This is a genomic window from Sphingobacteriia bacterium (genome assembly GCA_017304685.1).
Classification (GTDB): Bacteria; Pseudomonadota; Alphaproteobacteria; order Rickettsiales; family 33-17; genus JAFKLR01.
Window position 1 is genome coordinate 1,107,423 of record JAFKLR010000003.1, and the last position, 26,170, is coordinate 1,133,592.

19 protein-coding genes are annotated in these 26,170 nt (G+C 26.0%); 10 read left to right on the plus strand and 9 right to left on the minus strand.

All coding sequences use genetic code 11. From position 1 onward, the window contains the following. Positions 1 to 183: 183 nt before the first annotated feature. Positions 184 to 630 (plus strand): hypothetical protein, encoded by a 447-nt coding sequence (locus tag J0H68_05120; protein MBN8828069.1) that lies wholly within the window; start codon positions 184 to 186, stop codon positions 628 to 630. Between the two features lie 49 nt (positions 631 to 679). On the opposite strand, the gene J0H68_05125 is transcribed toward J0H68_05120, so the two are convergent. The 8 genes from J0H68_05125 to J0H68_05160 form a co-directional block, all read right to left on the minus strand. Further along, positions 680 to 919 carry a response regulator gene (locus J0H68_05125; GenBank protein ID MBN8828070.1) on the minus strand — a complete coding sequence of 80 codons (240 nt, stop codon included), beginning with the start codon at positions 917 to 919 and terminating at the stop codon, positions 680 to 682. 5 nt (positions 920 to 924) lie between these two features. After that, complete coding sequence (locus tag J0H68_05130; protein MBN8828071.1) at positions 925 to 2,928, minus strand: sensor histidine kinase; 2,004 nt, start codon at positions 2,926 to 2,928, stop codon at positions 925 to 927. Positions 2,929 to 3,001: 73 nt separating this feature from the next. After that, complete coding sequence (locus J0H68_05135; protein MBN8828072.1) at positions 3,002 to 3,208, minus strand: hypothetical protein; 207 nt, start codon at positions 3,206 to 3,208, stop codon at positions 3,002 to 3,004. Positions 3,209 to 3,223: 15 nt separating this feature from the next. Beyond that, on the minus strand, positions 3,224 to 3,514 hold the full coding sequence (locus J0H68_05140; protein ID MBN8828073.1) for a hypothetical protein: 291 nt from the start codon (positions 3,512 to 3,514) through the stop codon (positions 3,224 to 3,226). A 428-nt stretch (positions 3,515 to 3,942) separates the two neighbouring features. After that, positions 3,943 to 4,935, minus strand: a complete 993-nt coding sequence (locus J0H68_05145; protein ID MBN8828074.1) for a response regulator transcription factor — start codon at positions 4,933 to 4,935, stop codon at positions 3,943 to 3,945. A gap of 4 nt (positions 4,936 to 4,939) precedes the next feature. After that, a complete protein-coding gene (locus J0H68_05150) occupies positions 4,940 to 6,250 on the minus strand; it encodes a HAMP domain-containing histidine kinase (GenBank protein ID MBN8828075.1) in 1,311 nt (436 codons plus the stop codon). A 79-nt stretch (positions 6,251 to 6,329) separates the two neighbouring features. After that, positions 6,330 to 7,496: a hypothetical protein gene (locus J0H68_05155; protein ID MBN8828076.1), complete on the minus strand. Its 1,167-nt coding sequence runs from the start codon at positions 7,494 to 7,496 to the stop codon at positions 6,330 to 6,332. A 136-nt stretch (positions 7,497 to 7,632) separates the two neighbouring features. Then, positions 7,633 to 8,037 (minus strand): helix-turn-helix transcriptional regulator, encoded by a 405-nt coding sequence (locus J0H68_05160; GenBank protein ID MBN8828077.1) that lies wholly within the window; start codon positions 8,035 to 8,037, stop codon positions 7,633 to 7,635. Between the two features lie 210 nt (positions 8,038 to 8,247). Between J0H68_05160 and J0H68_05165 the strand changes: the two genes are divergently transcribed. Continuing rightward, positions 8,248 to 8,460: a hypothetical protein gene (locus J0H68_05165; protein MBN8828078.1), complete on the plus strand. Its 213-nt coding sequence runs from the start codon at positions 8,248 to 8,250 to the stop codon at positions 8,458 to 8,460. Positions 8,461 to 8,473: 13 nt separating this feature from the next. Beyond that, positions 8,474 to 8,857 (plus strand): response regulator, encoded by a 384-nt coding sequence (locus J0H68_05170; GenBank protein MBN8828079.1) that lies wholly within the window; start codon positions 8,474 to 8,476, stop codon positions 8,855 to 8,857. Here J0H68_05170 and J0H68_05175 read toward each other — a convergent pair. Beyond that, positions 8,854 to 9,489 (minus strand): helix-turn-helix transcriptional regulator, encoded by a 636-nt coding sequence (locus J0H68_05175; GenBank protein MBN8828080.1) that lies wholly within the window; start codon positions 9,487 to 9,489, stop codon positions 8,854 to 8,856. The genes J0H68_05170 and J0H68_05175 overlap by 4 nt on opposite strands. Before the next feature lie 240 nt (positions 9,490 to 9,729). Here J0H68_05175 and J0H68_05180 point away from each other — a divergent pair, with 240 nt between their 5' ends. From J0H68_05180 to J0H68_05210, 7 genes are all read left to right on the plus strand, one after another. Then, positions 9,730 to 9,891, plus strand: a complete 162-nt coding sequence (locus J0H68_05180) for a hypothetical protein (protein MBN8828081.1) — start codon at positions 9,730 to 9,732, stop codon at positions 9,889 to 9,891. Between the two features lie 227 nt (positions 9,892 to 10,118). Next, a complete protein-coding gene (locus J0H68_05185; protein ID MBN8828082.1) occupies positions 10,119 to 10,286 on the plus strand; it encodes a hypothetical protein in 168 nt (55 codons plus the stop codon). A gap of 182 nt (positions 10,287 to 10,468) precedes the next feature. After that, a complete protein-coding gene (locus tag J0H68_05190; GenBank protein ID MBN8828083.1) occupies positions 10,469 to 11,662 on the plus strand; it encodes a hypothetical protein in 1,194 nt (397 codons plus the stop codon). 23 nt (positions 11,663 to 11,685) lie between these two features. Then, a complete protein-coding gene (locus J0H68_05195; GenBank protein ID MBN8828084.1) occupies positions 11,686 to 14,667 on the plus strand; it encodes a hypothetical protein in 2,982 nt (993 codons plus the stop codon). Between the two features lie 469 nt (positions 14,668 to 15,136). Continuing rightward, positions 15,137 to 17,866 carry an ankyrin repeat domain-containing protein gene (locus J0H68_05200; protein MBN8828085.1) on the plus strand — a complete coding sequence of 910 codons (2,730 nt, stop codon included), beginning with the start codon at positions 15,137 to 15,139 and terminating at the stop codon, positions 17,864 to 17,866. Positions 17,867 to 17,942: 76 nt separating this feature from the next. After that, positions 17,943 to 19,481 carry an ankyrin repeat domain-containing protein gene (locus J0H68_05205; protein ID MBN8828086.1) on the plus strand — a complete coding sequence of 513 codons (1,539 nt, stop codon included), beginning with the start codon at positions 17,943 to 17,945 and terminating at the stop codon, positions 19,479 to 19,481. Between the two features lie 19 nt (positions 19,482 to 19,500). Continuing rightward, positions 19,501 to 25,686 (plus strand): ankyrin repeat domain-containing protein, encoded by a 6,186-nt coding sequence (locus J0H68_05210; GenBank protein ID MBN8828087.1) that lies wholly within the window; start codon positions 19,501 to 19,503, stop codon positions 25,684 to 25,686. Positions 25,687 to 26,170 lie beyond the last annotated feature (484 nt).

Sequence of the window (26,170 nt, forward strand, 5' to 3'; positions counted from 1 at the left end):
AAACTTTTAAAAATAACCAAGACGACTACTAGATTTACATTTATGGCTTTTAAATAATGAATTAATTTATAGTGTTAAACTGATAGTTTTACTTTAATAGTTTATATAAATAGTAGTAATATTATAATATTTAATTCTATATTATTCGTTTATTAAAGCAATAAATCTAAAGGCAAAATCAAAATGAAAAATTTTAAATCATCATTATTTATAACTTTCTTTTGTTTAAGTTTATTATCAAATTTATTATTTAGCATTTCTATTGCTGAAGAAACTAAGGAACAAATTAATTTAAAAAATAAATTTACCTCTTATTTCAGCCATGCAATAAAACATGGAGTGAATCCATATGCTAAAAAAGGTTTAGATATTTGGCTTTATGAAAGTTATAGTAAAGAGCAACGAATAGAATTACTTAAAGTAGTTTTAAAAGCTATTAATAATCATTCATATGAAAGTTGGTATGATATAAAAAATACAGCCTATGCTGATATAACTCCTCATACTTATATTAAAAATTGTGTATTTATTTCCTTACAGTTTCTAAATGTTAAAGATATCGCATATTGTACTAACTATAAAACTTGTAAAAATCAAAAAGGTAAATGGGATATTGAAGATAGTATGTAAGAGAGTAAAAAAGTTGTAAAACTAATATTATATCTAATGAATTTTTCTATTATAATTCATCTAAACATTGTAATAGCTCATTTTTATTAAATGGTTTTCTAATACACTTTAATGCTCCATAAGAAAGCGCCTTTTCAATTTCTTGGTGATTAGCGCCACTTTGAATAATTATAGGAACGTGTTTTAACTTTTCATTTTTTTTAACTATATTTAAGAATTCAAGTCCATTCAATTCAGGCATCATCATATCTAATAAAACTATATCAATATTTTTAATATTATTTTGCAAAAATGTTAGACCTTCATTTGCGAAATCACTTTATAGGAAGTGCCAATCAGTAACATTTCTGTGCTTAAAGTGCATGTTTCCTCATCATCAATAATAAGAATAGTTTTTTCTTTATTATCTATATCATTTTTTTCATATGAATATTTAGCTCTAACAATTGGTAAAGAGAAGTAAAATGTAGCTCCAGACTCATTATTATTTTTTGCCCAAATTTTACCATTATGTTCTTCTATAATTTTTCTTGAAATACTTAAACCTAAACCTGTATCACCAGCCTTTGTCCTTGTTCTTGAGCTTTGATAAAAAGGTTCAAAAATATTTTCTAATTCATCTTCTGGAACGCCTATACCGTTATCTGTAATTGAAAATAATACAACATTCTGACTTGAGGAAAGATTTATAATTATAGTACCCTTTTCAGTAAATTTCAGTGCATTAATTGCAAGGTTTCTTATTACTTGTTTTATAAATTGTGTATCAATATATACAGTAGGTATGTTATTTGAAAAATTTAATACAAATTTTATATCTTTACCTTGTAAATGTAGAGATTTACATTCATCAACAACCTCATTAATAAGGGGTTTTACATCAGTAATTTCTTTATTATATACAATTTTTCCTGATTTATGTTTTGATAAATCTAGTAGGTTACATATAAATTCTTTAAGACGCTGAGCATTATTAGCAACCTCTTTTGCAGCTTTATATCTTTTTTCCTCACTCAAAAGATTCCATTTTTCTACTAAAGATTCCGATATATTACTAAATCCTTGAATAGGTGTACGTATTTCATGACTTACATTATTTAAAAATTCATTTTTAGCTTCTAATGCTTCTTGTAATTCACTAGTTCTTTCTTCTAAGTTTTTATTAGTATCTTCTAATACTTGTTTAACTTCTCCTAAAGAAATATTAGCTTTATTCAATTTCCTCACGAATTGTTGTAATCTAACTAAGTTTAATGCAAGGACCCAAAGTTCAATAGATTTAACTGTAGGTATTTTAATCTCTTCTTTATAATCGTTTGTTCTAATTTTTTCAGCAATATCTGATAGCATTATTAATGGCTTAACGTGGACGTTACGTATAAATATCATTGAGAAGGTTACAAACATTCCAATTACTAATATAGAAACTACTCCTGGAAAAAGAGTTTCTTTTAAATCCTGGTTAGCCATTGCTTGATTATAGCCTATAAGTACTATGAAAGGATAATTTTCAAGTTTTCTGTAATAAAGTAATACATCATGACCTATAGTAATGGGATGTTTAAAAAACCCTTCACTTTTTGTTATTGATTTAAATTTAGTTTTTATTTCATCATTGGAAACACTAATATTTTCTGAGCTCAAAGTTACATCACCGTCTTTATCTAAAACGATGTAACTTACAGCTTTGCTATCTATAGCTTTTCTAATTTTACTATTAAGTTTATTTACGCTAAACCCAAGAGAAATTATCCCTGTAAATTTATCTTCTTTATTAGTTATACCGGCACCAGCAGGAATTACTAATTCTCCGCTTGAGATACCGATATCTATCTTGTCAAAATGAAGTTTCCAAGGTTCTAACAGAGCCATTTTTGCATAATATCTTTTAGATCTATCTTTTGGCTTTTGTAATACACCGAGTAATGTACTTGCTACCATTTTATTATCTGGCGTATTCCAATCAAACATTACCCATGAGAATTGTTCTTTTACTTCCTGATTAGTAATAAGTGGGTTACGAAGCAATTCTGCTATTTTATTATGATTATTATAATTATTTTGTATTATTTCATTTCCAAGGAAGTTTATTAAGCTGAATACATAATTAAAGGATTCTGATATTTCATCCGAAATTGCAATAGATTCTTTAACTACTTCTTCTGCCTTAATTTTTTCCCTTGAATCAAATACTGACCATATGAAAAACCCAGCTACGGCTAATGAAATTAAGATTATAGAAGAGATAATATAAAAGTAATCTCTTGAAATAGAAGGTTTTTTAAAAAAATTAACCATAATAATTATCTACTTATTATATAGTACGTTACAATATGATGAATAATCTAATATTTATTAATTATTTTTCAAATTATTTGTAATATTTGTTTATATATTTACCAACATTGAAATTAGGTAGATTTTCTACAAGTTTATGTATAATGTAATTCAGAGCAAAAGCTGGTGCATCCGTAATACGTTTTCCACCAAACCCAATACCTGCATAAAAACCTGGTAAAACTTGAACAAATTCCCCTGAATTTTTACCATTAATTGGCCGAGAGCAAGCTTTAACCAAGGAAGAATATGCTGATTATAATGCAGAAATCCCTCCAGCAAATATATCAAAATGTTTCTTTGAATTTTTGTGGTTTGCGTCGGAAGAACTGATAATATTTACCTTATGTACTTTTTTAGGAGATTCAATAATTGGACTATTTATATCAAAAACTTTATTAATATCATTTAGTGAATTTTCAATAAGTTTCAAAAGTTCCTTATTTGATGTTTTCCAAATAAAGCCTTCTGTCTCCTTAAAATATCTTTGTGGATAGCTTTTAAGAAAATTAATAAAATCATTAATTGAGTTACTTTTACTTTTCATTTAAGTAATAATTATCCTTCTTACAAATTAATGACCAAAATCCTTAATTTTATTAAAGCAAATCTAAGTTTAAGATAATGCATATAGTACTTAAATTTTTATAAATATACAAGCAATTTATTAATAAATTATTATTATTTTTTATAAAATTAAGTATTTTATTTTATCGCTTAAATATTTTTTAGATAAATCAATGTGTTATAATTTAAAGTTAAACCATTATTATAAGAAAGCCAAAGCCACAAAATAATTCCTTTTTCAGAAAACATCTTAGCTCTGATGTTTTTATAATTTCTTCTTTTATACCAACATAAACTATCTTTTTAGCAATCATTTTTATTTTAGGAAGCAGAAAAGAAAATTTAGAAAAAGTTCATTTTTCGTTATAAAGATTTATATATAGAGAATATAGTATAAAACTAATTAAATTATAAGTTTTTTGAAATAAAATCATTAAAAGAAAAAATTTTATTTACGTCAAAATCCATTATATCATCAGTAAATGAATAATAATAAGTTTTATGTTGCCCTTCCAATCTTTTAGCTGGCCTTAAATAATTTAAACGTTCACTTATATTAGGAAAGGTGAGATTCTTTATATCTTTATGATAACAAAATATTTTTGTTCTATTTTTAAGAAGTGCTACTATATCAGAATTTATATTATTTAATTCCTCAGCTTCTTCTAACATGCTTTGAATTTCTTCTTCAGGATATATAAATAATCCATAAAATTTACCTCGTGCGTCAACCATTAAGTAACAACCATATTCTTCAAATATATAGTACTCAATTATTTTGTACTCTCGTATAAGTATATTGAACATATCTATGAATATAGGATCATTGATGGCTGTATTGTTAGAATTAATAACAAGATTTGTTACATTAGTAGCAATATTAGTAAAATATTCAAATTGGGCTTTTGTAATAGCTTTATTAACTTTTTCTAATAAATTTTCTTCTGATTTTCGTATAAAATTATTTATTAAGCCATTATTGAAGGCTTCTACAGCTAAATGTTCATCTGCTGCACCTGTTAGAAGAATTTTTTTAATATTATGATCTTTAATTGAAGCACAAAGTTCTAAGCCATTTAGCCCTGGCATATCATAATCAATAACTATACACGAAATTTGGGAAAATCGATCTTTGTTATAAACTTCTTTAGGTATATCATAAATATTAAAGTTAAGAGCGCGATTTTGATATCTTTCCCCCTCTATTTCTTCTATAAAGCGATTTGAGCAATTATTGGGACTATATTGATTTTCAAAATAATTCATGGCTTGTAAAGAGTCATTGTATATAATATAGGCTTTATCAGGGCTTAAGGCAGTGTATAGCCGATCCAAGAATTTTTTATTGTCATCAATCAAAACTACAGTAGTGGGAAAATAGCAGATAGGTAAAATGCTCATGTTCTTAATGATCCTCTATATTAGGGAAATCTAAAGTAAATTCAGTGTAAAGATTCTCTTCTGATTTACAAGTAATAGATCCATTGATTTTTTCCATAACTTCTTTACAAAATGCTAAACCCAACCCTGTTCCATGTCTAGTGTTACTTATAAAAGGTTTAAATAAATTTGTTAATATAGTTTTAGATATACCAGTACCAGTATCTCGAAATATAAGTTTATTATATTTATCTCCACATTTGAATCTTATTGTAATAGTGCCGCTACCTTTAGTACGAATATAATACACTGAATTTTTAATTAAATTAAAAAGAACATGTATAATTAGTGTCTCATTACCCTTAAATCTAAAATCATCTACTGGTTTAAAATTTATAATATCTTCAATATCTTCGAGAAGTTTATACTGATCTAATGCTTTATTTACGCAATCCGCTATAGAATAAACGCCCTCTAAATCATTTTTATCAATACGCTTAAGTTTAGTTAAAATCATTTCTACGGTTATGTTGGCCCCTTGTGCTAAATGTTCTATGTCGTCTAATGTATGAGCAAGTAAATTTAAACGAGCTGGGTTAATAGGTTCAGATGAAAATCCATTGGCTATAGCAGCATGATGATCTTTAATAAGAATTGGCAAATATGATTTCAAACCATTCACAGCGAGTTTTATAGAAGCAAGAGGTGTTCTCATTTCATGAGCTATAATACCACTCAAAGCTTTCATAGCTCTAATCTTTTCATTATAAATTTTTCCTTGTTTAGTTGAAAATATAAGAAAATAAGCAATAGGTGGAATATAACTTACAAACATACCAATAAAATTATCAGGCAAATGAAATTCTATAGATGTAAAATAAAAGAGTGATAAAGCTACTAAAATACCAGAGCAAGAAAGAAATATATAAGATTTGATACCTACAAAAAGTGTAAGGATAGTGAAGCCTACCAAACCATTTAATTGCCAAATACCTGAATGAGGGTTTTTTAATAACATAAAAGTGAAAAAAAATGGTAAACAATATAATAAAGTAAAATACCAATGTATATGTAAATACTTGAGTAATTTTTGAGGTAAGTATTTAGAAAATAATATAGGTAAGGCAAGAATGGCAACTATTAATCTCAAATACAAATTTTCATAATCTGTAGTAGTAAAAAACAAAGAATTTAGAAAATAAAAAAGGATATAACCAATGAATAAGGCTAATCCTAAAACTTGAAGATGCTCTTCTGTATTATGAAATTCTTCTTTGATGTGTTTATTAAGGTTTTTAATTAATAAGCTTAATTTAAGTTTGTAGGTAATTAACATAAAATAGTATTTTTTTTAATAAATCTAATTCTATTTTATACTTTAACTTTCACTATAACAATAATTTTATAAGTTATCTCTAAGCAGCTTTACAAAATTTACTCGCATTAAAAGAGTTAAAAAATAAATTCAAAATTTTCTTTTGTGTAGAAAAACTTGGTTTAACTAATCCATTTTTATATTCTTTAGGATTTAAAAGAAATTGTACGGTAGCATAAAACATTAAACCGATTATCAACTGTATCTTTTCTACAGGAACACTATCATAATCACTGCCAATAAAATTGAGAGGAAATCCTGAATTTAAGAGATAAATATTATTTGAATTTACAATTTCATGGCAGTTAGTAGTTTGATCCTTAAATTTTCTAAGGTAAAGAGCATTAAATTCTCTATCTGATGAAGAAGCGCTAGCAAGGATAGTATTATGTTTTAACAGCTTATAATCGTTTTGGTTTAGAACGTTTGTTCCTGTACTTCCGATTATAAGATCAAATTCATTTAATTTTAATTGAGTTTTATTTATTTCGCTTTTATAAGCCTTTTTATCATACATTGTTATATTGTATAAATTTTTTAATTGTTGTCCTAAAGCGTTTCCAATAGCTCCATTTCCAATTATTAACGCGTTACTTATATTTAAATTTAATGATGAAATATTATTAAGTAATACTTTTAAAATAGATTTAGCTATCATTTGAGGTTCTAACTCAAGTTTAGTATGTGATCTAGCAATATTAACAACAGGAAAATTTAATTCTAATGGTTTTAATTTATTGTAACCAGCAGTAGTTTGTTCTATTGCAAAAACATTTGTGAAATTTGGGAATTTTTGTTTAAAAGCAGTTATAAGTTCTCCACCATCATCAATAATGATAATTTTTTTATCTTTACTTAAACTCATTCTATGCATCTGGAAGTCAATAAATTTATCAATATTTTCAATAAACTGATGGTCAAATGTTTTATGGCTATCGAACATGCTACTTGTTTTGCATACGTAAATGCCCTCTTTATTCATATTTGTCATTGCTAATTGACTTGTAGAATAACATTTACCAATTACGGCTACGTTATCTTTAGAAAGTCCTAAATCTACCATAGAACGTATCATTAAATGAACGGAAGGTAAAACGTGTTGACAAGCTAAAATATAAACAGATTCAAAAATATTTTCATTTATTTCTTCAACAAGCTTTTCTAATAAAGGTAATCGATCAAACTTGTTTTCGTATTTATGTAACATTTAAATTCTGCTTAAATTAATTGTTTTTAGAAATGTATCATAAAAGGTGCAAACGCGCAACTAATTTAACCAAATTTTAACCTTTCCTTAAAGTGTTTAGCTTATATTATTGAAATATAAGGAAATTGATAAAAAATTAAATATTATAAGTAATGTATATCAATCCTTCTACAAAACCCCTTTTAATTTCTTTAGAAACATTATTTCTACTGCAATATAAATATAACAAACTAATAAATTTATCTAATTGACCTTTTGTTAAGGGTATATTGTAATTTTTTACAACCTCTTTCACTATTTCTAAAGCCTCGAAGTACTCTTTAGACAAAAGCTCTTTTTCATTTAGTGTGGGTGAATCTAATAAATATTCAGGATTAATACCAAGAAATTCTGAAATCTTTAAAATTAGAGATCTTTTTTTAGTTTTATTATAAATAAGATTCCTAAGATCATTTATAGGTATGTTAGCTTCTCGGGCTAAATCACTAACCTTTAATGCCTTGCGACTTAATATCTCTTTTAATTTTTCGCCCGTTGTCATTAACCTAATGTTAATATAATTGTAATTTTATTATAATTTAATATACCACTTTTTTCTTAATAAAATCAACTAATTATCAATAAGATAAAAAAATAGTTGTAAAATATTGTAAAAATGTTGTAAAAAAGTTGTAGATGCAATTTACAAAATCTTTTAATAAAACTATATGTTAAACGATTATTAACATCTTAACAAGAGAAAGAGGTTACTATGCTTGATTTAAAAGAAATGATAGAAGATAGAAATTCACTTGAAAGCTTTACGCAAACTTTAAGAACTTCCTCTCACGGGCTTTCAAATATTGCAACAGGTTTATGCGATAATTGGATGCATTTAAATGAAGAAGAAAAATTTATCTATTTGACAAGATTGAAAATGATTTCAAGTAATTTAGCTAAATATTTAAGCGAAATGCTTGCATAACCAAGGAGTCTTAATGCACATAGTTTTTATAGATGATGAAGAAGTTACACATGATAGTATTAATCTATGTTTGTTTAGTACAGAATATAAATTGAAAAGTTTCTTTAATCCTCAAGAAGCGTTGAACTATTTATTAAATACAGAAGATAAAATTGATATAATTTTATTGGATTTAATGATGCATGGATTTCATGGAATTGAGGTATTAAATATGATAAAAAAAATACCCAAAATAAAGAATGTTCCTGTTGTAATACAAACTAGTATTAATAAGCCAGAAGATATAGCAAAATGTATGCATCTAGGTGCAGATTATTATCTTCAGAAGCCTTATAACAAAGAAGACTTAATAAAAGTATTTGAAAATGTTAAAAATACAAGATCAAGTTCAAGTTAATTTTTAATTCTATGAAAGATTAAAGGAGCTATTTTTTTAATATTAACGTTATTAATAATAGGGGAATTTGATTTTGAAGGGTCTAAACTAATTAAGGAGATTTCGTTGCTTACAGAGTTTACTAATATTTTTTTAAATAAAAGGTCATTATTTTCAAGTTGTACTATACATTCAGAATTATTTAAATTTTGTATAAAATCAGCATTTAAATCAGTTGCTATACCTGCAACAAAATCACCTACTTTGTATACAGGCAACATATCTTCAGAGGTAATGAAATAAATTAATATATCTTGATAATATTTTTTTAAGTATTCAATATCATTAATCATTTCACTATTTTTAGTATCAATGGATGTTGAATTAGGGATGACATATAGTGTCATATTATTATCTTTTTTAAATATAGGTGTGCCTATACCTTGTTTTAACCACTCTTCAGTAACGTTAATTCCAATTTTATTATAAATATCGATACACTGTTTTAGTCCACCTTCTGAAATAGGGAAACGTCCTATTTCCCAACCCCTCAAAGTGTGAGCATTAACCCCGTACTTTTCTTCCATTTCTTTCCGAGTAAACCCGCTTAGCTCTCTTAAAAATTTCAGTCTTTCATGTAAACTATTAAACATTCACTAATGTAATTAAAATTAACTATCTATATTTTTATACCTAAAATACTTATATGTAAATTCTTATATTTTAATGATATATATAGAAAAAATTAAAATACTCACTAAGTGAGTAAAATTTAGTTGCAAAAAAAAACAAAATTGTATTAATATATAAAAAATAATCAGCGTTACCAGGAATTATATTATTACTCACTTAATGAGTAGAGTGTAAGGCAGAATATTTGTATGGTAAATTTTATGAATAAATTTTTAAAACCTTCTTCATTAATTATTGAGGAATTCAAATCGTTGGTAATTAATTATTATAAAACTGAAGGGATGAAAGGAAAAGAATTAGCGCAATTAGTAAACTCTTTAGTTGCACAATTTGAAAAAGATAAGAGTAAATACAAATTTTAAATAAATTAGAATACCTACAAGAATACTTCAAAGCGTTTCCCATATTGAGTCAAGAAAACATCCATGAAACATTAATTTTAAAGGGGATTGTATATTATTTTAAAACTAAAGTATATGCAGTTAATTACGTAAATAAACTAATAAAAGCAGGATACAAAAATATAGAGATAGGCTGCATGCCGGTTAATTACGCATTTCATAGAAATAATTTCGCAAGTATTGAATAAATGTTTGAGCCTGAAATTAATGTAAAGTATTCAGCTAAGTTTTTAAGTGCTAATTATAAAGAACTTAACGACTGGAAAAAAGCCGTAGCTGCATTTCATTCTAAAGAAATGAAATTAGGGCAGATATATTTAGGAAAATTTTTGAGAGACTTTCATACATTTAATTAGATTTAAATAATTTCATTGAACTAATAAAAAATTAACTTTAATATTAATAAATAAATATTTTTATTCTTAATATTAAAGTTAATTTTAAATATAGGATGGCATAAAAGAATAAACTTTACTTATAAATAAGCAGAAAACTAAATTGTAAATTTTCATTAGTATTATTTATTTAGGGAGGATTTATGTCTAAAAATCACACATTTAGAAGCTTGGTTAATTTTACATACAATAATGAAGGTTTTTTAAGTGGTGAACAAATACAGGATTTAATTAAAAATTCTGGTCAAAGTTTAGCGAAAGTTAGTAATCTACCAAGAATAACACCACCTTCATTATCTGAATCTGAGCGTGACATAGTTTACAAAAATATAGCCTATACATTATCAGGCAACGTACTTGGAGCAATTGCAAGTGGTAGACCACCTCAACCACCCACACCTTCATTATTACAAAGTACTCTAATTAAAATAGGAACTGCAATAGTTTCTAGTGTTATAACCGAAGCTATTACAAGTAATTTATTTGCTAAAGAACCTCAAATAAAAGAAATTAAAGATGTAAAAGCAATACAATCTGGAAGCAATAATACGAATGATAACCAAGGTTCTTCTAATAACACTACTAATAAACTTCCTTTGAATTCCAAACCGAAAGAGCTTATTCCTGGGGTATCACATGGGCAAATTGAATTAGGAAATTGGCTAGATGGTTTAGCACCTGTAGAAAATACAAAAGATAGCACTAGTGTTCGTTTTTATACTAAACAAGAGTCAAATGGTGAATTTAAAGCTGGATTTGCAGTAGTTGAGTATAAAAATGGAGAAATTTCGAGTATTAAAACTTTTGAACATAAAACTAATTTAGGTGAAGATATAGCTTTAAGTATTGGAAAAGATAAAGCTCAAACAGCTACACTTGAGTGGCTTGCTAAAAAATTTGAAAATACATTAAAAGAAGTAGCACCTGATCTCCCAAATGTAAATGTAATTGCAAAAGGCTTCGGTGAGACTATTAAAAAATCTCCATATATTCATGAAGCGTATAATGATGGTATATTTGAAGCTAGTAAAAGTATAGCAATTGATAAGTTTACCGATTTTGCTTGTAACGCTATTGGAACAATTATTTCTCCAGAAACTCCAGGGATAAGTCAGAAGCTTGCTTGTGAAATTGCTAACGGAATAAAAGCAGCATGGACACCAATTTATGGTTATATAGAAAAGAATTTCTGTGAAGGATCATGCTTTAAATATACTACTGATCAGATAAATAAGTTTGGAGCTGAAATAAACGGTTTATTACAAGGAGCAATGGAGTCCCTTTATAAAGCTAATGGGATATCAGTACCAACTAGCGATCCATCTAGAGGAAGATAAAAATTTAATTATTGGAGGCTATTATGTTAATTGAAGCAGTTGTAGGTTCTTTAGTATCAACAGGAATAAGTACAGTGGTAGGACTAATTACCGCTCCAGATTTAGAAAAAATTCAAAAACAACAAGAAGCAGCCGTAAAAGAAGCTTATGAGAGGTTTGCTAGAGATATTGAAAAGGTTATGCGTACTTTAACTGAAGATTTTAAAAGTACAGTAGAAACAATTGTAGCTCAAGGATTTTTAAATCACGAAAAAAATATAGTAGGTTCTTATATTCAAACAGCCTTTAATGAATATGTTACTGCTTCAAGAAGTGAATTTACTGATAAAGAAGCGCTTGAAAGAGCTTTCGAAAGTTTACAACACGCTCGTGGTTGGCTTAAGGAGTTACATACAACCTTTATGAATCATACTGATCCAAATATTTCTGCAAATGCTTATAATTTATGGCAAGCTTTTATAAGTATATATTTAGTAGTGCAAAATGCACGTTCAGTTGTGTTTCCTGAAAAAAATGTACATATCGATACTATAGGAGTCACTGAAGAGTGTGTATTTTATCAGTGGCAATTAAATATAAAACAAATTGATTTAACAAGGTTATCATATAGAAGTAGATATGATTTCGTTGTAAACAAGCTAAGAGAATATTATCGTACTTTCACTAATAATTGGGTTCCTGATGATACAACACACCCAAATTATAATTGGCAATATCACTACAACGTGTTTCAAAACAAAAATCATGAATTTTTCTCTTTAAGTCATGAAAAAAGAAGCATTGATCATTCTTTAAGTAATATCACTCATAAGTGTTTTGAAATTAACCAAAATTTTGAAAAAAATTATAATAAACTAGCTGTTATACATAACAATTTACTCTTACATTGGATTAAATCATTAGCTAATTTAAAAAATAAGCAAGATGAAAATATAATTAAAATTAACAATTATATAAAAAATGAATTTCGACCTTTAGCTTATAATAGGTATGGTGGTATTAATTATAGGATAGACACAGATATAAAAGAACCTAGTGAAGCAGATAAACTTACGGAAAAGAGGTATTATAGAGTTTTGCACAATGTAGGAGGATATTATTTAAATTTTATTGATTATATTCTTAAAGAAATAAATTTTTCTATAAGAGTCAATGGGATTACTATAACCGATATTCCTAATATGCTTAGTGATGAAACTTTTAGAAGAATATTTAGAAAAGATATTAATAAATTCCTAGATACCGAGCATAAACCACTTCTAAAAAATATATATTTTAAAATAATAGAAAAGGGAAGTGAGAAATTAGCAGTATATTTTATGGATAATATAATAAAGCAATTAAGTTATCAGCCAAATTTTATGTACATAGATATATCAAAAGAAGATATAGCAAATTCTATTCATAAATGGGTTGGAGATAATAACTTTGAAGCTATCACACTGTTACTTAAATTAACAAATTATAAAATTTCTGATATTTCCTTAGAAGTAAGTAAAAGTATAGATTATTGGATAGAAAATCATCAATTGAATCAAATAAAAGAATTTATAAATTATATAAATTTACCTATATCAAAACTCCCTATTACTACTCAAGAAAAGTTATATAATTTGCTATTAAATTCGGGAGATTATTTATATTTAATTAATTATATACAAAAAGGGGCATTTGTATCTGTGTATATGAAAATAATAGGTAATATGCAAATAAACACATCTGTTAAAAACCCTTATAACACAATAAATCTTTTACCTTTAATTGGAAATATTAATAATGAATCAATTAAAAAAGATTTAATTTCAAATATTATAACATCGGCTTTAAAGTATAAACATTATAATGATCCTAATATTAATGATAATAAGTTATTAGATTTAGCGATATGTTTATTGAATGAAGAAGTTTGGGAAAGGGTGATGGTACATTTCTCAAATAATCGTATTAATATAAAACAATATTTACATTTATTCAACGACCCTAAATTAAAACCATTTTTTGATACATATTTACTTAACACCGAAAAATATAAACATACATTACTTGGTTTAGATGTAAATAGTGTCAACTTAATGGTTAAGAAAGGTCAGGAAATACCTTTAAGTGTAATAAATAGTAGTCTGATTGAATACGCTAAGAGAAATTATGGTGATAAAGTGAACAGGCAAGCAGCTGACGAATTATTAAGTTTATATAAAAATCAGTTTTATAGCTCACATGAATGGCAATCTAATTATGAAAAGTTTTTAAAGGCTCATAGCCTTTTAGAAAGTATTCAATATAAAGATGATATGTTTCCGTTTATTAAACATTATTTATCTTTAAATCCTGATATAAAAGATATAGATATTGATCCTTCTATTGGATTTTGTGATTTATCTGTCATAGATTACTATTTAAAAAATGGAGGAAAACTTGAAGAAAAGCATTATAAAAAAGCATTAGAATATAACAACCTATTTGTTATTGATATGTTTGGAAAAAAATGGGGTGAAAGGTATAGCGTATTACCTTTAGGACTTGGAGAAGCTTCTAATTTTCCTACTTATTCTTTAAAAGATATTTATGCATTTATTTATACTTATGGTTTGAAAAAAGCTTGGCTCTTACCTTTTTCTAAACATTATATTAGTAGTAAACTACAAAAAGCCCCAGGTTATGCTCCTGGATTTTCAAGATATATATTAACTTATTTTGAATATTTAGACAGTAAAGAAAAAGACTACATACCTGTATTTAGTAAAGAATTAATGCTAGAAATTTCAGTTCTTGTAGGGCATAAAGAAATGGTAAGATATTGTTTAAAGAAAGGTATTACACCTACTAATAGAGCTTTAGAATGGGCATCATTACTTGAAGATAAAACAGTATTAAATTTATGTCAGAATAAAGTTAAAGAAGTAGAAAATCAGAATATTGGTGATAACTTTTTCCCCAATACAAATAATAGATCAAATGTAGAAAAATATATAAAAGATTCTAAAAGAATTTGTGTAATTCAATAAACTATTATTAAAAACCTAGCCTTGATTGATTTCTACATTTATAATCATGTGCTAGGTTAAAGCCTTTTATAATTTAAATATAAGAGGAAAATTAAATTGAAAAGGCATTAAAATATCAATCCTATAATTTTTCTTATGGAAAATAAAGCTCCAATAGCCTTGTATTTTTAAACTTTTCTTTAACCAGTATATTATAAATTTGCTTATAATTAAACTTTAAAAATTGCGTTTACATACTTAATTCTAAATTAAACCTTTTAATCAAATGATTTGATATTATTCTTCCTTCATTGCTAAATATTATTAAATAAAAGTTTTTAACTAATATTATAATTCAAATGCTAGTTACATAATAAACCTTTGATGTATAAAGATAAAAATTTAACCTTTAAAAAACAAGCACTATTTGATTGCAATTTAACTCTTTATTAATTAAGATGTAATATGAAAAATTAATAAGGTGTTGAAAATGAAAACAAATAGTGCTCTACCCGATGAAGATGATTTTACAGATATTACAGATCTATTAAATGAGGGTCAAAGTCAATCAGAAAAAGAAATTGAGCCACAAGTTGAAATTTTTACAGAAAATTTTGAATCATTAGAATTAAAAAAAGAAAAAGCAAATATATCATTAATTGAAAATGAGATTGATGAAATAATTAAAGAAATTGGGATTTTTATAGGAGAAAAGAGAACCCTACTAAATCTAGTTGATAATTTTTATTTGCTTGAAAGCTTAGGGACACCCTTAAAATTCACAAAAATATCCAATAATATTATACATGAACTATCTTATTATATTCTTTCAAGCCCTCTTATAAATAATTTACCAGATGCGCATAAATATAATTTCTTTAAAATACTAGAAAATAAAGCAGATTTACTAAAATTACCTAGGAAGCAAATTGAAGTTATGCTTACCGAAATGCTAAAAAAACGTAAAAATATCTTATCAAGAGAAACATTAACTATGGCAGCCTCAATAAGGCTCGAAAGCGATTCAAATCACATAAAGAATAAAATTAAAGAAATTACGCAAAAAATTAACGATCTTATTCAGATTTCACCAGAAGAAAAGCAGCAATTTGTAGAAAGTAAATTGAAAGTTGTAAAAGTAAATCTGGAAAATCTATTACAAAAATATGAAGTAAAAATAAAAGAAATACATTATATTGCCGCAAGAGAATTTCAAAACAATTTAGAAGCTAATAAAGGTAATGGAACAGAATTTGACCAAATTTCAAGATTAAAAGGATTATTTTCAGTATCGGAATCTTACGGTTTAGAAATAGATTTAACTAAAGTTAAGCTCAAAATTGATAAACCTTTTAGTATAATTTTTAGAGATATTGATTTTACTAAAATCAAATTAATATTAACTCCTGAACAAGAACACTTATATTTTTCCTCTGAGGAACTTATACAATTTTATCCTCAATATAAACTATATGATGCATGTTTAAAAGGAGATATAGAGGCTATAATACAATCTTTGGATGAAGGGGCCGAAATAAATAAACCTGATGGATATGGAAATATTCCTTTATTAATAGCAGCATTAGCTGAACACGAGAATGCTGTTAAAATTTTACTTGAAAAAGGCGCTTCATTAGAGCTCTTTACTGAACAAACATACATCGCTTTAAAAGATCTACTTAAAAAAGAAAGAACCTTACAAATAGAAAATATAATAGATTTACTAGCTGATAGAGCTTTAATAAATAAAATGAATATTCATTTGGCAGTATTAATGAGCGATTCTTTAGCTCGTAGTAACAAATTATGGGATGTTAAAGAAGTTAACAGCAAAGATTTTGATGGTTATGCACCATTACATCTAGCAATAATTTATGGCTTAGAAAAAAATGTTAGATACCTTTTAGAAATTGCTGGTGCTGATATAGAATTAAGTGATGAAAATGGCTTTAAACCTCTTAATTTAGCATGTCAATATGGTCGTGAAGATATAGCTTTGTACTTGATAGAAAAAGGTGCGGACTTAAATTGTAAACCTTATAATTTGTTTAAATTTACCCCATATAAACTTGCTAAAGAAAAAAAATTACAACAAGTTATAAATAAATTAGATGACATCTACAGCCAGGAAATCGGTATATTTAATAGGTTAGATACTTTACCTACAGAAATTGCTTTTAAGTTATTTAAAAAATTTAGTTTAAAACAATTAGTTACGCTAAGAGTTTTAAATGAAAACATAAAAAAAACTATTGATTACTATATTTCAAAGCAAAATATTAATTTAAACTCAGCTTCAGATATATATAAACTAATCCAGTTTGCAGATGATAATAATTTAATGGATTCCTTTAATAGAATTACTGCAAATTACTGCATAAAAATTCCAATGCTTAGAGCTTTTCCTAATTTAAAAGCTTTAACCTTAAACATTGAAACTTCATTTTATCGAGGTGCATATTCGCAAATTATAAGTTTTGAAAGAATAAGCGAGTTATCATCACTTGAGGAACTAACAATAATTAATAGTCAAAATTTAATAACTGACTTCAATCCTATATTTCGTTTAAAGAACAAACTTAAAAAATTACATTTATCAAAGTGTCCTGAACTAGAAAATATTGAAAAATTATTTGAATTGACTGAATTAATAGAATTAAAAATTGATAAGATCAATTTAAGTGCAATTACGCAAATTAAGAATCTTAAAAAACTTGAAAATTTTGAATTATCTTATTGTGCAGCAATACAGGATCTAAGTAGTCTAACTGAAATTCCAAAGTTACAAAATTTAAAAATGACTGGAAAGGTAATAAATAACCTTAGTCATATATTTAACATATCTAACCTTAAATCTTTAAGTTTAGATAATTGTAGATTTAATAATTTACTTATTGGACTTGATAAAAATAGTAATATCGAGGAATTATCTATTCAAAATATGAATATTATCCCTCTTATTCATATATTTAAATTTGAAACATTTGAAAAACTAACAAGACTTCAAATGAAAAATTGTACATTACCAGCAAGGAATACTGAAGAATATAAAGCTTTGGTAATTACACTCGCTAATATGGTTAATGAATATGGACTTAAAATTGTTATTGATGAAAAGTCACAGTTCAAAAAAGACATTGATAGTAAAATAAAGGAATTTTCTGCAAACGATTACAGATTTGCAGTAGGAAAAGAAAAATCTAATTGTCTTATGATGTAATTTAAATAGGGGTGTTTTTTTTTAAATTGCACCCCTATTTAAATTACAAAAATCCATTTGAATTAAGAGGAATGACATGAAAAAAAATGAAAATTTAACTTCAATTACAAACAAAATATCTGAGTTAAGAATATATACACAGGAAATAAACACAGTTTTAAATGTTTTAAACAAAGGTGGGTATAATCTTTTAACATGCGAAGGTAATTCAATTGATTTATCAATTATTGAGGATGAAATATTTTACCCATTATCAATAATGGCTCTAACTGATTATAAAATAAATACAAATCATTCAGATGTTGAAAATAATTATAGCATAAAAAATCAATTATTCGATGCAAAACGCCCTATGTTAGAAGAAAAATTGGACAGTCTACTTGCTAAAAGAAAATATTATTTATCTAGTGAAGAAGCATTACTTGCGAACGTAATAATGTATGAAAAAGTGTATGCACATTTTAAATCTCATACAACGATGGTTATTCAAGAAATCAAAAAAAATAAATTACCAAATTCTATCGATCAAGACTTACAAAGAATAGAAAATTCAATAACAAATATTTTAGCTAAACAACGTCAAAACTTATGGGCCAGCTACAAAGCGTGGATTGAAGTATTTTTAGAAAATTTTAATAAATACGAAGAAGAAAATAAAGTATTAGATTTGTCACTTGTTACTAGAATAGAGAAAGCCATTGAAATGGTAAGAAATACAACCCTTACCCTTGATTTTACAAAACTTAACTTAGGAAAAGTTGGTTATTGTTTAAAGAATATAGATTTATTAGGTGTTAAACTTATTTTAACACCAGATCAAGAACAAATATACTTAACGGATGAGCAGCGCAGATTTAGGGATGAAGGCAGAATATATGACGCAGCTGAATACAACAATATAGAATTTATTGAATTTTTAATAGTTAAAAGAAAAGTTAATGTAAATATCGCTAATGCAATGGGATGGACACCATTATCCACAGCAGTGTTTTTTAACAATATTGAAGCTGTAGAAAAACTATTAGACCTTGGTGCAAACCCTAATACTATTAGCAAAAATGGACTTACACCACTAGATAGCCTTTTGTTACAACCAAGAACAGAACAAATAGAAAATATAATTGAACTTTTATTAAAACATAATGCTGATGTAAGCTTTCATAATGCTATTCTTTTAGGAAATGATTTAAGCAAATATGAGATTAATCCAGAGTTATTAAAAACTTATGGTATGGGTGGTCATACACCTCTTACTCTTGCTATTCAATCAGGTAATTTAGAAATAGTTATATGGCTTATAGAGGAAAAGAATGCTGAAATTAATTTTCCAGATGAATATGGATTCAAACCTATTCAAATTGCAAGTCAGTATGGTCAAAAGGGAATATTAAGATATTTGCACGAAAAAGGGGCTGATATATATGAGAAAGCTAAAGGAAATGATCAATTTTCAGCAGTCAATTTAGCATTTAACCGTGACGATATTGATACCTTTCAAACAATTATTGATATAAGAGCACGTGAAAATTTAGATAGAAAAAATAATCTTCGTTTATTGCAAGAAATAAGTGATGAAGATAAAGACGCTAATAAAAAGCGTTGCATAGTAATGTAACTTATAAAAAAGCAATAAAATGAAAGAAATTAAAGGTATACCCGCAAATATTGAAAGTGATTTTGCAAATAAAGTCTTAGCTAATCTTATAGATATTAAAGTAAATAATAATATTATTTTACTTAAATTACTAGACGAAGTAGAGAATTTACTTAATAAAAAAAAATATTCTAAAGCAATAAAATGTTTTAATAAAATAGTTGCTAATATACCTATAAATTTCTTTAATGAAGAATTTGATAAAAAAAGAATTTTACTTGCAAATTCTATTGTTCAAATTTCTTTAGATCAAAGGTTAAGTGAAAACAATGAAAATAGTAATAAAAGTTTTGATTCTTACTATTTAAATGCTGTAAAAGAGCGCTATGAAGTTTTAAGTAATACTTTAAAATTATCTAATAAAGACTCTTTAGACAGTAACGCTGAACTTCTAATTAATATTATTTTAGAAGCAAAAAAAATAAAAGATTTAGGGCTTTATGAAGAAGCATATAAATATTTTGAATTAATTCTAAAATTTAGTCAAAACCCATTATTTCTTACTCAAGCCTATGAAGAAATGGGTGAAATTGACAGTTTATACGGTAAAAAAGAAGTAAGATTAGATAATTTTAATTATATAGTCACTGCCTGTTATCATTTAAATTGTGCCTTAGCTTTATGCACTGATGCAAATATACAAAAAAAACTAAAAGCAAATATAAATTCTTTAGATGCTTATATTTTTTATAGAAACATTAAGAGTTTTACAGGAGATTTAAATAGTACAGATGATCCTGATAAAGCATTATATTTACTTAATGTATTGTTTGAAAATGTAAATAAGTTATATGCGGAATCTGATGAAGAAATAATAAGTCATCTTTGTGAAATTGGTATAAATAAAATAAGCCAAATGCTTTCCGATCTCAAACAAAAAAATGTATTTACTACAATCAAATCTGTAGAAGAATTTTCTAACATACACGCTTTATTACATACATATAAACACTTTATTGAAAGATTTTATACCTGTTTCATAGGTAATTTTGAGTTATTATATCAAAAAATCAACATAGAGGTGGAATTCAAAGGCTCTAAGCACCAGAAAAAGCTATCAAATGCAAGAAATAAAGTAAAAAAAACAGATGAATATAAATATGAAATAATTAGTAGACAATGTAACAGGGATATTTTTAATACTTTAGAACAAATAGTTAGCGAGGCAATAGAAACTTTAGGGTATAAAACCTTTAAATTCTCAGTCGTATTAGTAGGTTCAGGAGCAAGAAACGAATTTAGCCCATATTCTGACATTGAATTTGGAATCATTACAGATAATTGGATAGATAAAAAAGCAATTATTAAAGAAAACCATAAATTATCTGAGGAAATATGTTATTACTATGCATTAATATCTCTAATACGAATAAAGATTCTTTCATGTGGTTTAAGAGTCGAAAATGGTATATTTAAGCAAATATTAGATCAAGATGAAAGACTTTCTCCAATCATAAATGAAGAAATTGATCAAATAGATATTGAAGTAAATAAAAAAATTATTATTCACTCTCCTTCTGGTAATGAGGAGAAGAAAATTACAGAGGTAAAAAATAAGCAAGTCAGAAAATTGAAAGGGAGGTTAATAGGAAATATAGAAACATTTACAAAAATTCTATATGATGATACTGACCTTACCTTGCCTATGGTTATCCAGGATTTAAAACCTATTTATAATAACAACGTAGATGAAAGTTTATTTGGCCAATTAATAACAAAAATAAAAGAACTTACTCAAACAAATTTGAAAACTACTTTACCTGAAAGGTTAAAAGAAGACTTAACTACATTTACATTAACTGAAAACTATAAAGATACCTTATTAGATATTAAAAATGATTTACTTCGTTTTCCGTATCTTTATATAAAAAGGTTGTGCATGTTTGCTGGTATTTATTTCACTAATTTACCTAATGATATAACTTCTACAGAAGCAGGAATAAATAAATTAATTGAACTAAAATTTTTAAGTCCTACCGAAGGATTAGGTTTAAAGGAATGGTTCAAATTTGCTTTAAACCTAAGAGCCAAAATTCATTCTTATTATGATCATGAACAAGATGATTTTTATTATAGCAAAAACGAAGAAGGTGTTTTTGTATTAAATGAAAATGATAAAGAAATATTAGATATTTTATATCAAGATATTATGCTTCCTATATATGAAAAAGCAAGAAAATGGGCAATAAATCAAACTCATGATTTAAATGATTTGAGTAAAGTTATTTCAAAGCTTTATTTGATTAAATCAAATCATTTATTTAAATTATTTGAAACTACAAATGATTTTGAATATGGGGCAAGAGCAAATTGGTATTTTGAAAAAGCGGTAGAGTATAATTTAGAAGAATCTCGCATTTATTGGGAAAATAGTATTACCAAATTAGGTAAAGTGTCAGAAAAAAATGATGCTGAGGCTAATAACAATGAATATATTGAATTGTATATTGACGGCAAACTAACGAAAATACATTTGTCAGAAGAAAGTATAAAACAGTTAAATGATCAAAATAACCTTGAATATAATGGAAGAAGAAATGTACGAAAGATTGTTATAAATGGGCATTTTTTTCATATAAAAGAATTTCCTGAAGATCCAATGACGGAATATATGGCAAGTACCTTGACTCATATGTTAATGGGCTATACAACTACACCTTTTAGTATATTGGCAAAATTTACACGTAATAATAGTAGCTTTCCAATTCTTATAAGCAAATCGGCTATTGGTATTAATTTAGAAAAAGCCTTAAAGAAAGAAAAAAATATTTTAAAAGATATTGATAAAGAAAGCTATGGATTTGCTTTTTTCAGACAATTATATATTTATTCAGCAGATGATCAACCTTCAAATTTTGTATTACTACCTATATTGAGCCCTGATGGAAATGAAAATAAAAGGAGAATAATTTGCGTAGATAATGACATATCTTTTATAACCTGCACATTCAAACCCGCCCTTTTATCTTATAGAATATTGCTTAAATCTATCTTATTCTGTGATGTTGATTTAATGAAAGATATCATTGATAGAAATGTAGTTGAAAAAATTATAAAACATAATCCTCGAGAACTTGTTGAGTATTGGTTTAATAAAGTAATTCAATACTGTGATATATATAATTCACTATTTGCATATAATATGGGCAATGTTAAAATAAGTAAAGGCAATGAATTAATAGATGTGCAATTTACAACAAAAGCAAAAGTAAATAAAGGACGTGTAAGTAATGTTTATTTTAAATTATCACAAATAATTGACGTTTTTGTTGAGAATAGCTTTCAAATTAATCATTTTAAATTATTTTATTCTTTAGATAGTGTAACGGCTTCACTTTATAATAATTATTATACAACTAATAATGTGACTACTTTAGGCAGATTTGAAGAACTTTCTAAAGGCCAATATGATGTTATTGAAATAAATGATCTTGACACTAATGAAAAAATTCAAAGAACTCAAACTAAATATAATAAATCGAAGATGGATAGCATGCAGGATGAACCAATAGATGCAACTCCTGAACAGTCTTTAAATGAATTTTTAAATTATATAGATACAATCGATAAGACAAAAATAAGGCGTGAACAACTACTAGTCAGTAATACGTCTAATTCTTTCTCTATGCTCCCTATTAAATTGAAAGAAATCTTAATTAATGGTAAGACTTCAACCCATGAGGGAGAAATTGTTAGCAATATATTTGGGTTTCATAAAAATGCATTGAAAACAGTATATAAAGAAAGCAATGATTTAGATATTAAAAAATTTAATTTAGAAATAAATAAAATTTGTAGAACCCTTTTAGATAATATTATAAATTTTGGTTTTACAAAAAACTTTCAACGATTAAATTTGAGTCAATGCTCGATTTTAAATGAAAATGATTTAAAAAGAATATTAAATCCTAATATAACATGGCTTGATATTAGTGATTGTACAAATTTAGGAAAAGAAGCGTTAAATATAATTGCAGAAAAATGTCCTAATCTTGAAGTATTATATATATGTGATAGCACTTCAACCTCCAGTTTTCAAGGAAAATCAAGTGAAACACCTATTTCAAATATTTTTAGATATGCAAATATAAAATCATTTTTTAGCATAAAAAGATTATATTTAAATGGTGCAAATATAGATAGAAAAGCATTATACAAAATCTTCAATAATTCACCAAATCTACAAAACATTGTTTCAAAAAATTCTCGAATCGATTGTGAGGAAGAGTTTGAGAACTTTCAAAATGATATAGCAGATATTGAGGATACAATTAATAATATGATTGAATTTATTGAATATCCTATAAATTGGGAACACTTTATTTCAATTTGTTATAATAAAGAGGAAGCATTAAAAAGCTTCAAACATGCAAAAGAGAAAAACTCAAGAACAAAAAAACTTTTGTCACAATCGAATTTAAATAAAATACTTTTATTAGGTAAGGCTGTTGAAAATGATGTTTTTGATTTAACTGAAACATATTTGGAACTGGGCGCAAATCCTAATTTTAAAAATGAAAATGGTAATACTCCCTTACATATAGCAGTGGATAAGGGGAATTACAATATAGTTAAGCTTTTACTTAAGTATAAAGCGCATATTAATGTAAAAAATGATAAAGGGGAAACTCCTTTACATCTTTTAATTTCAAAACAATCGAATAGCAATAACCTGATAGAGCTCGTTAAAATATTAATACAACATGGAGCTGATGTAAATAATACTAACAATGATAACTATAGCATTGGAGAATCATGGGTTTATTATTGTAAAGATCTAAAAGTTTTAGAAATATTATCAGCAAATCATATTAATTTAACAATTAAAAGATATTTAAGCGATAAAAGAAACATAATAACTGGACTTTTTAAGAATGAAGAAGAGCCATACATAACCGCAATTGATAAAATTGGTTGTTCTGTAAACTTAAATATTAAAATTGTAAAATTATTATTCTCATATAAGCAATTCCCATGTAAATGGGGATTGGCTAATATTGCAAATTTACTAACAGAAGCGATTATAGCAAATGATATAAGGTTTATTGAAGAGTTTATCGAACACATTAATTATAGCTATACAAATAAAGAGAATTTTTTACTAGCTTTTATAATAACAGACGAAGATTATAATAATTTATTTAATCTTTGTTACAAATATAAAAGAGTCAATATTTATGATATCTTATATGATAATTATAATAAATGCCTAATGCCTCACAGTAATTATCAAGAAAAAATGAAATATGAAAGGTCAAATTTCATTTATTATTTAGAAGAACCTAGAAAATTTCCTATATCAGAGGCTGATTTAAAAGAAAGAGATATAATTCATTTAGCTATCTTAAATAATGATCTTGAACTATTAAAGCATTCATTTAACTTTGGCCTAAACTATTTACCTGTCGATAATAAGGGAAATACCTACCTACATTTAGCAGCTGAAAATGGCAATATTGATATATTAAACTATTTAATATATCAACGTAGTCTTTTTAATGATGAAATAAATAAAGAAGGTTACACCCCTTTACATTTAGCTATAAAACATAATCACCAAGAAGCAATAACCACTTTATTAAGAGTAAATGCTGATCGTTATAAAGTAAATAGTAAAGGGTGGAATGCTTTCCATATTGCTATAATTTTTAATATTAATAGTCTTACTCTAATTAAGGAGTTTTATTTTAATAGAAAAATAACCACGAAAGATGTTGATGGAAATAATATTTTACATTTAGCAGCAATTTATGGACATATAAGTATTTTTGAATACGTTTTTTCTGAAAATAAGTATAAAGATTTTGATAATTATAATAATCAAGGTTTATCCGTAATAGAATTAGCTTTTTTAAATGGCCATGACGAAATAATTAAATTATTACAAAAAAATGGAATAATATTGAATATCAGTCATAAGAAACCTAATCAAAACTTGTTAAAAGCACAAACTTCATGTGATACACGTGAATCACTATCATCTTTCAATTTTAGAAGTAAAATAGATTCCAAAACCTCAAATAATGCTAATACATTACTATCAACTGATACTCATAATAATATAAAAATTATTGATAATAAAAATAATCCTACAAATCTTAATTTTAAAAAAGTAAAGAATTTATATATTGAATCGATAACTAAAATCCAAGATAATTATATATAATTTGATAGAAATAATTAATATAACCTTTAAAAGTTCACCGAGGTGCATTTAAATAAGAGTTATTTTAGCAATTTATTTATTTAATAAATTAAAATTATATTTCAAACCTAGGGCCTTTATGGCTTAGATTATGCTCTTACTCTAGGTTTACATCCTTTTTTACAGTTTCAAGCTCTTCTAACTGCTTTAATAATTCTTCATTGTTGTTTAAACTCTTTTATTAAACCATCCTGTATCATCCAATGCTTTATCGCTCTTTCTGCATTAACTTCCCGTGATTTTAGGTATCATAAACTTCTTCTATCCCCCCTTAAACTTAGTTTGAATATAATATAGCTAAATGCTTCTCTATTAATTTTATCTTCAAGGTATTTTACTTTGTCTTCAGGATTCTCTGGAGTGATCTCTACTTCTTTGAATTTAGCTAGTTCTTCTTCACTCCAATTATAACCTTTATACTCAATTCTATAATTAATCTTCTTCT

What these genes read in the sequence shown, in the direction of transcription:
- J0H68_05185 (MBN8828082.1), top strand. Translation starts at nt 10,119, where the DNA reads ATGTTTGAGCCTGAAATTAATGTAAAGTATTCAGCTAAGTTTTTAAGT.
- J0H68_05160 (MBN8828077.1), bottom strand. Translation starts at nt 8,037, where the DNA reads ATGACAACGGGCGAAAAATTAAAAGAGATATTAAGTCGCAAGGCATTA.
- J0H68_05210 (MBN8828087.1), top strand. Translation starts at nt 19,501, where the DNA reads ATGAAAGAAATTAAAGGTATACCCGCAAATATTGAAAGTGATTTTGCA.
- J0H68_05175 (MBN8828080.1), bottom strand. Translation starts at nt 9,489, where the DNA reads ATGTTTAATAGTTTACATGAAAGACTGAAATTTTTAAGAGAGCTAAGC.
- J0H68_05165 (MBN8828078.1), top strand. Translation starts at nt 8,248, where the DNA reads ATGCTTGATTTAAAAGAAATGATAGAAGATAGAAATTCACTTGAAAGC.
- J0H68_05150 (MBN8828075.1), bottom strand. Translation starts at nt 6,250, where the DNA reads ATGTTAATTACCTACAAACTTAAATTAAGCTTATTAATTAAAAACCTT.
- J0H68_05190 (MBN8828083.1), top strand. Translation starts at nt 10,469, where the DNA reads ATGTCTAAAAATCACACATTTAGAAGCTTGGTTAATTTTACATACAAT.
- J0H68_05120 (MBN8828069.1), top strand. Translation starts at nt 184, where the DNA reads ATGAAAAATTTTAAATCATCATTATTTATAACTTTCTTTTGTTTAAGT.
- J0H68_05130 (MBN8828071.1), bottom strand. Translation starts at nt 2,928, where the DNA reads ATGGTTAATTTTTTTAAAAAACCTTCTATTTCAAGAGATTACTTTTAT.
- J0H68_05155 (MBN8828076.1), bottom strand. Translation starts at nt 7,496, where the DNA reads ATGTTACATAAATACGAAAACAAGTTTGATCGATTACCTTTATTAGAA.
- J0H68_05145 (MBN8828074.1), bottom strand. Translation starts at nt 4,935, where the DNA reads ATGAGCATTTTACCTATCTGCTATTTTCCCACTACTGTAGTTTTGATT.
- J0H68_05195 (MBN8828084.1), top strand. Translation starts at nt 11,686, where the DNA reads ATGTTAATTGAAGCAGTTGTAGGTTCTTTAGTATCAACAGGAATAAGT.
- J0H68_05140 (MBN8828073.1), bottom strand. Translation starts at nt 3,514, where the DNA reads ATGAAAAGTAAAAGTAACTCAATTAATGATTTTATTAATTTTCTTAAA.
- J0H68_05205 (MBN8828086.1), top strand. Translation starts at nt 17,943, where the DNA reads ATGAAAAAAAATGAAAATTTAACTTCAATTACAAACAAAATATCTGAG.
- J0H68_05170 (MBN8828079.1), top strand. Translation starts at nt 8,474, where the DNA reads ATGCACATAGTTTTTATAGATGATGAAGAAGTTACACATGATAGTATT.
- J0H68_05180 (MBN8828081.1), top strand. Translation starts at nt 9,730, where the DNA reads ATGAATAAATTTTTAAAACCTTCTTCATTAATTATTGAGGAATTCAAA.
- J0H68_05200 (MBN8828085.1), top strand. Translation starts at nt 15,137, where the DNA reads ATGAAAACAAATAGTGCTCTACCCGATGAAGATGATTTTACAGATATT.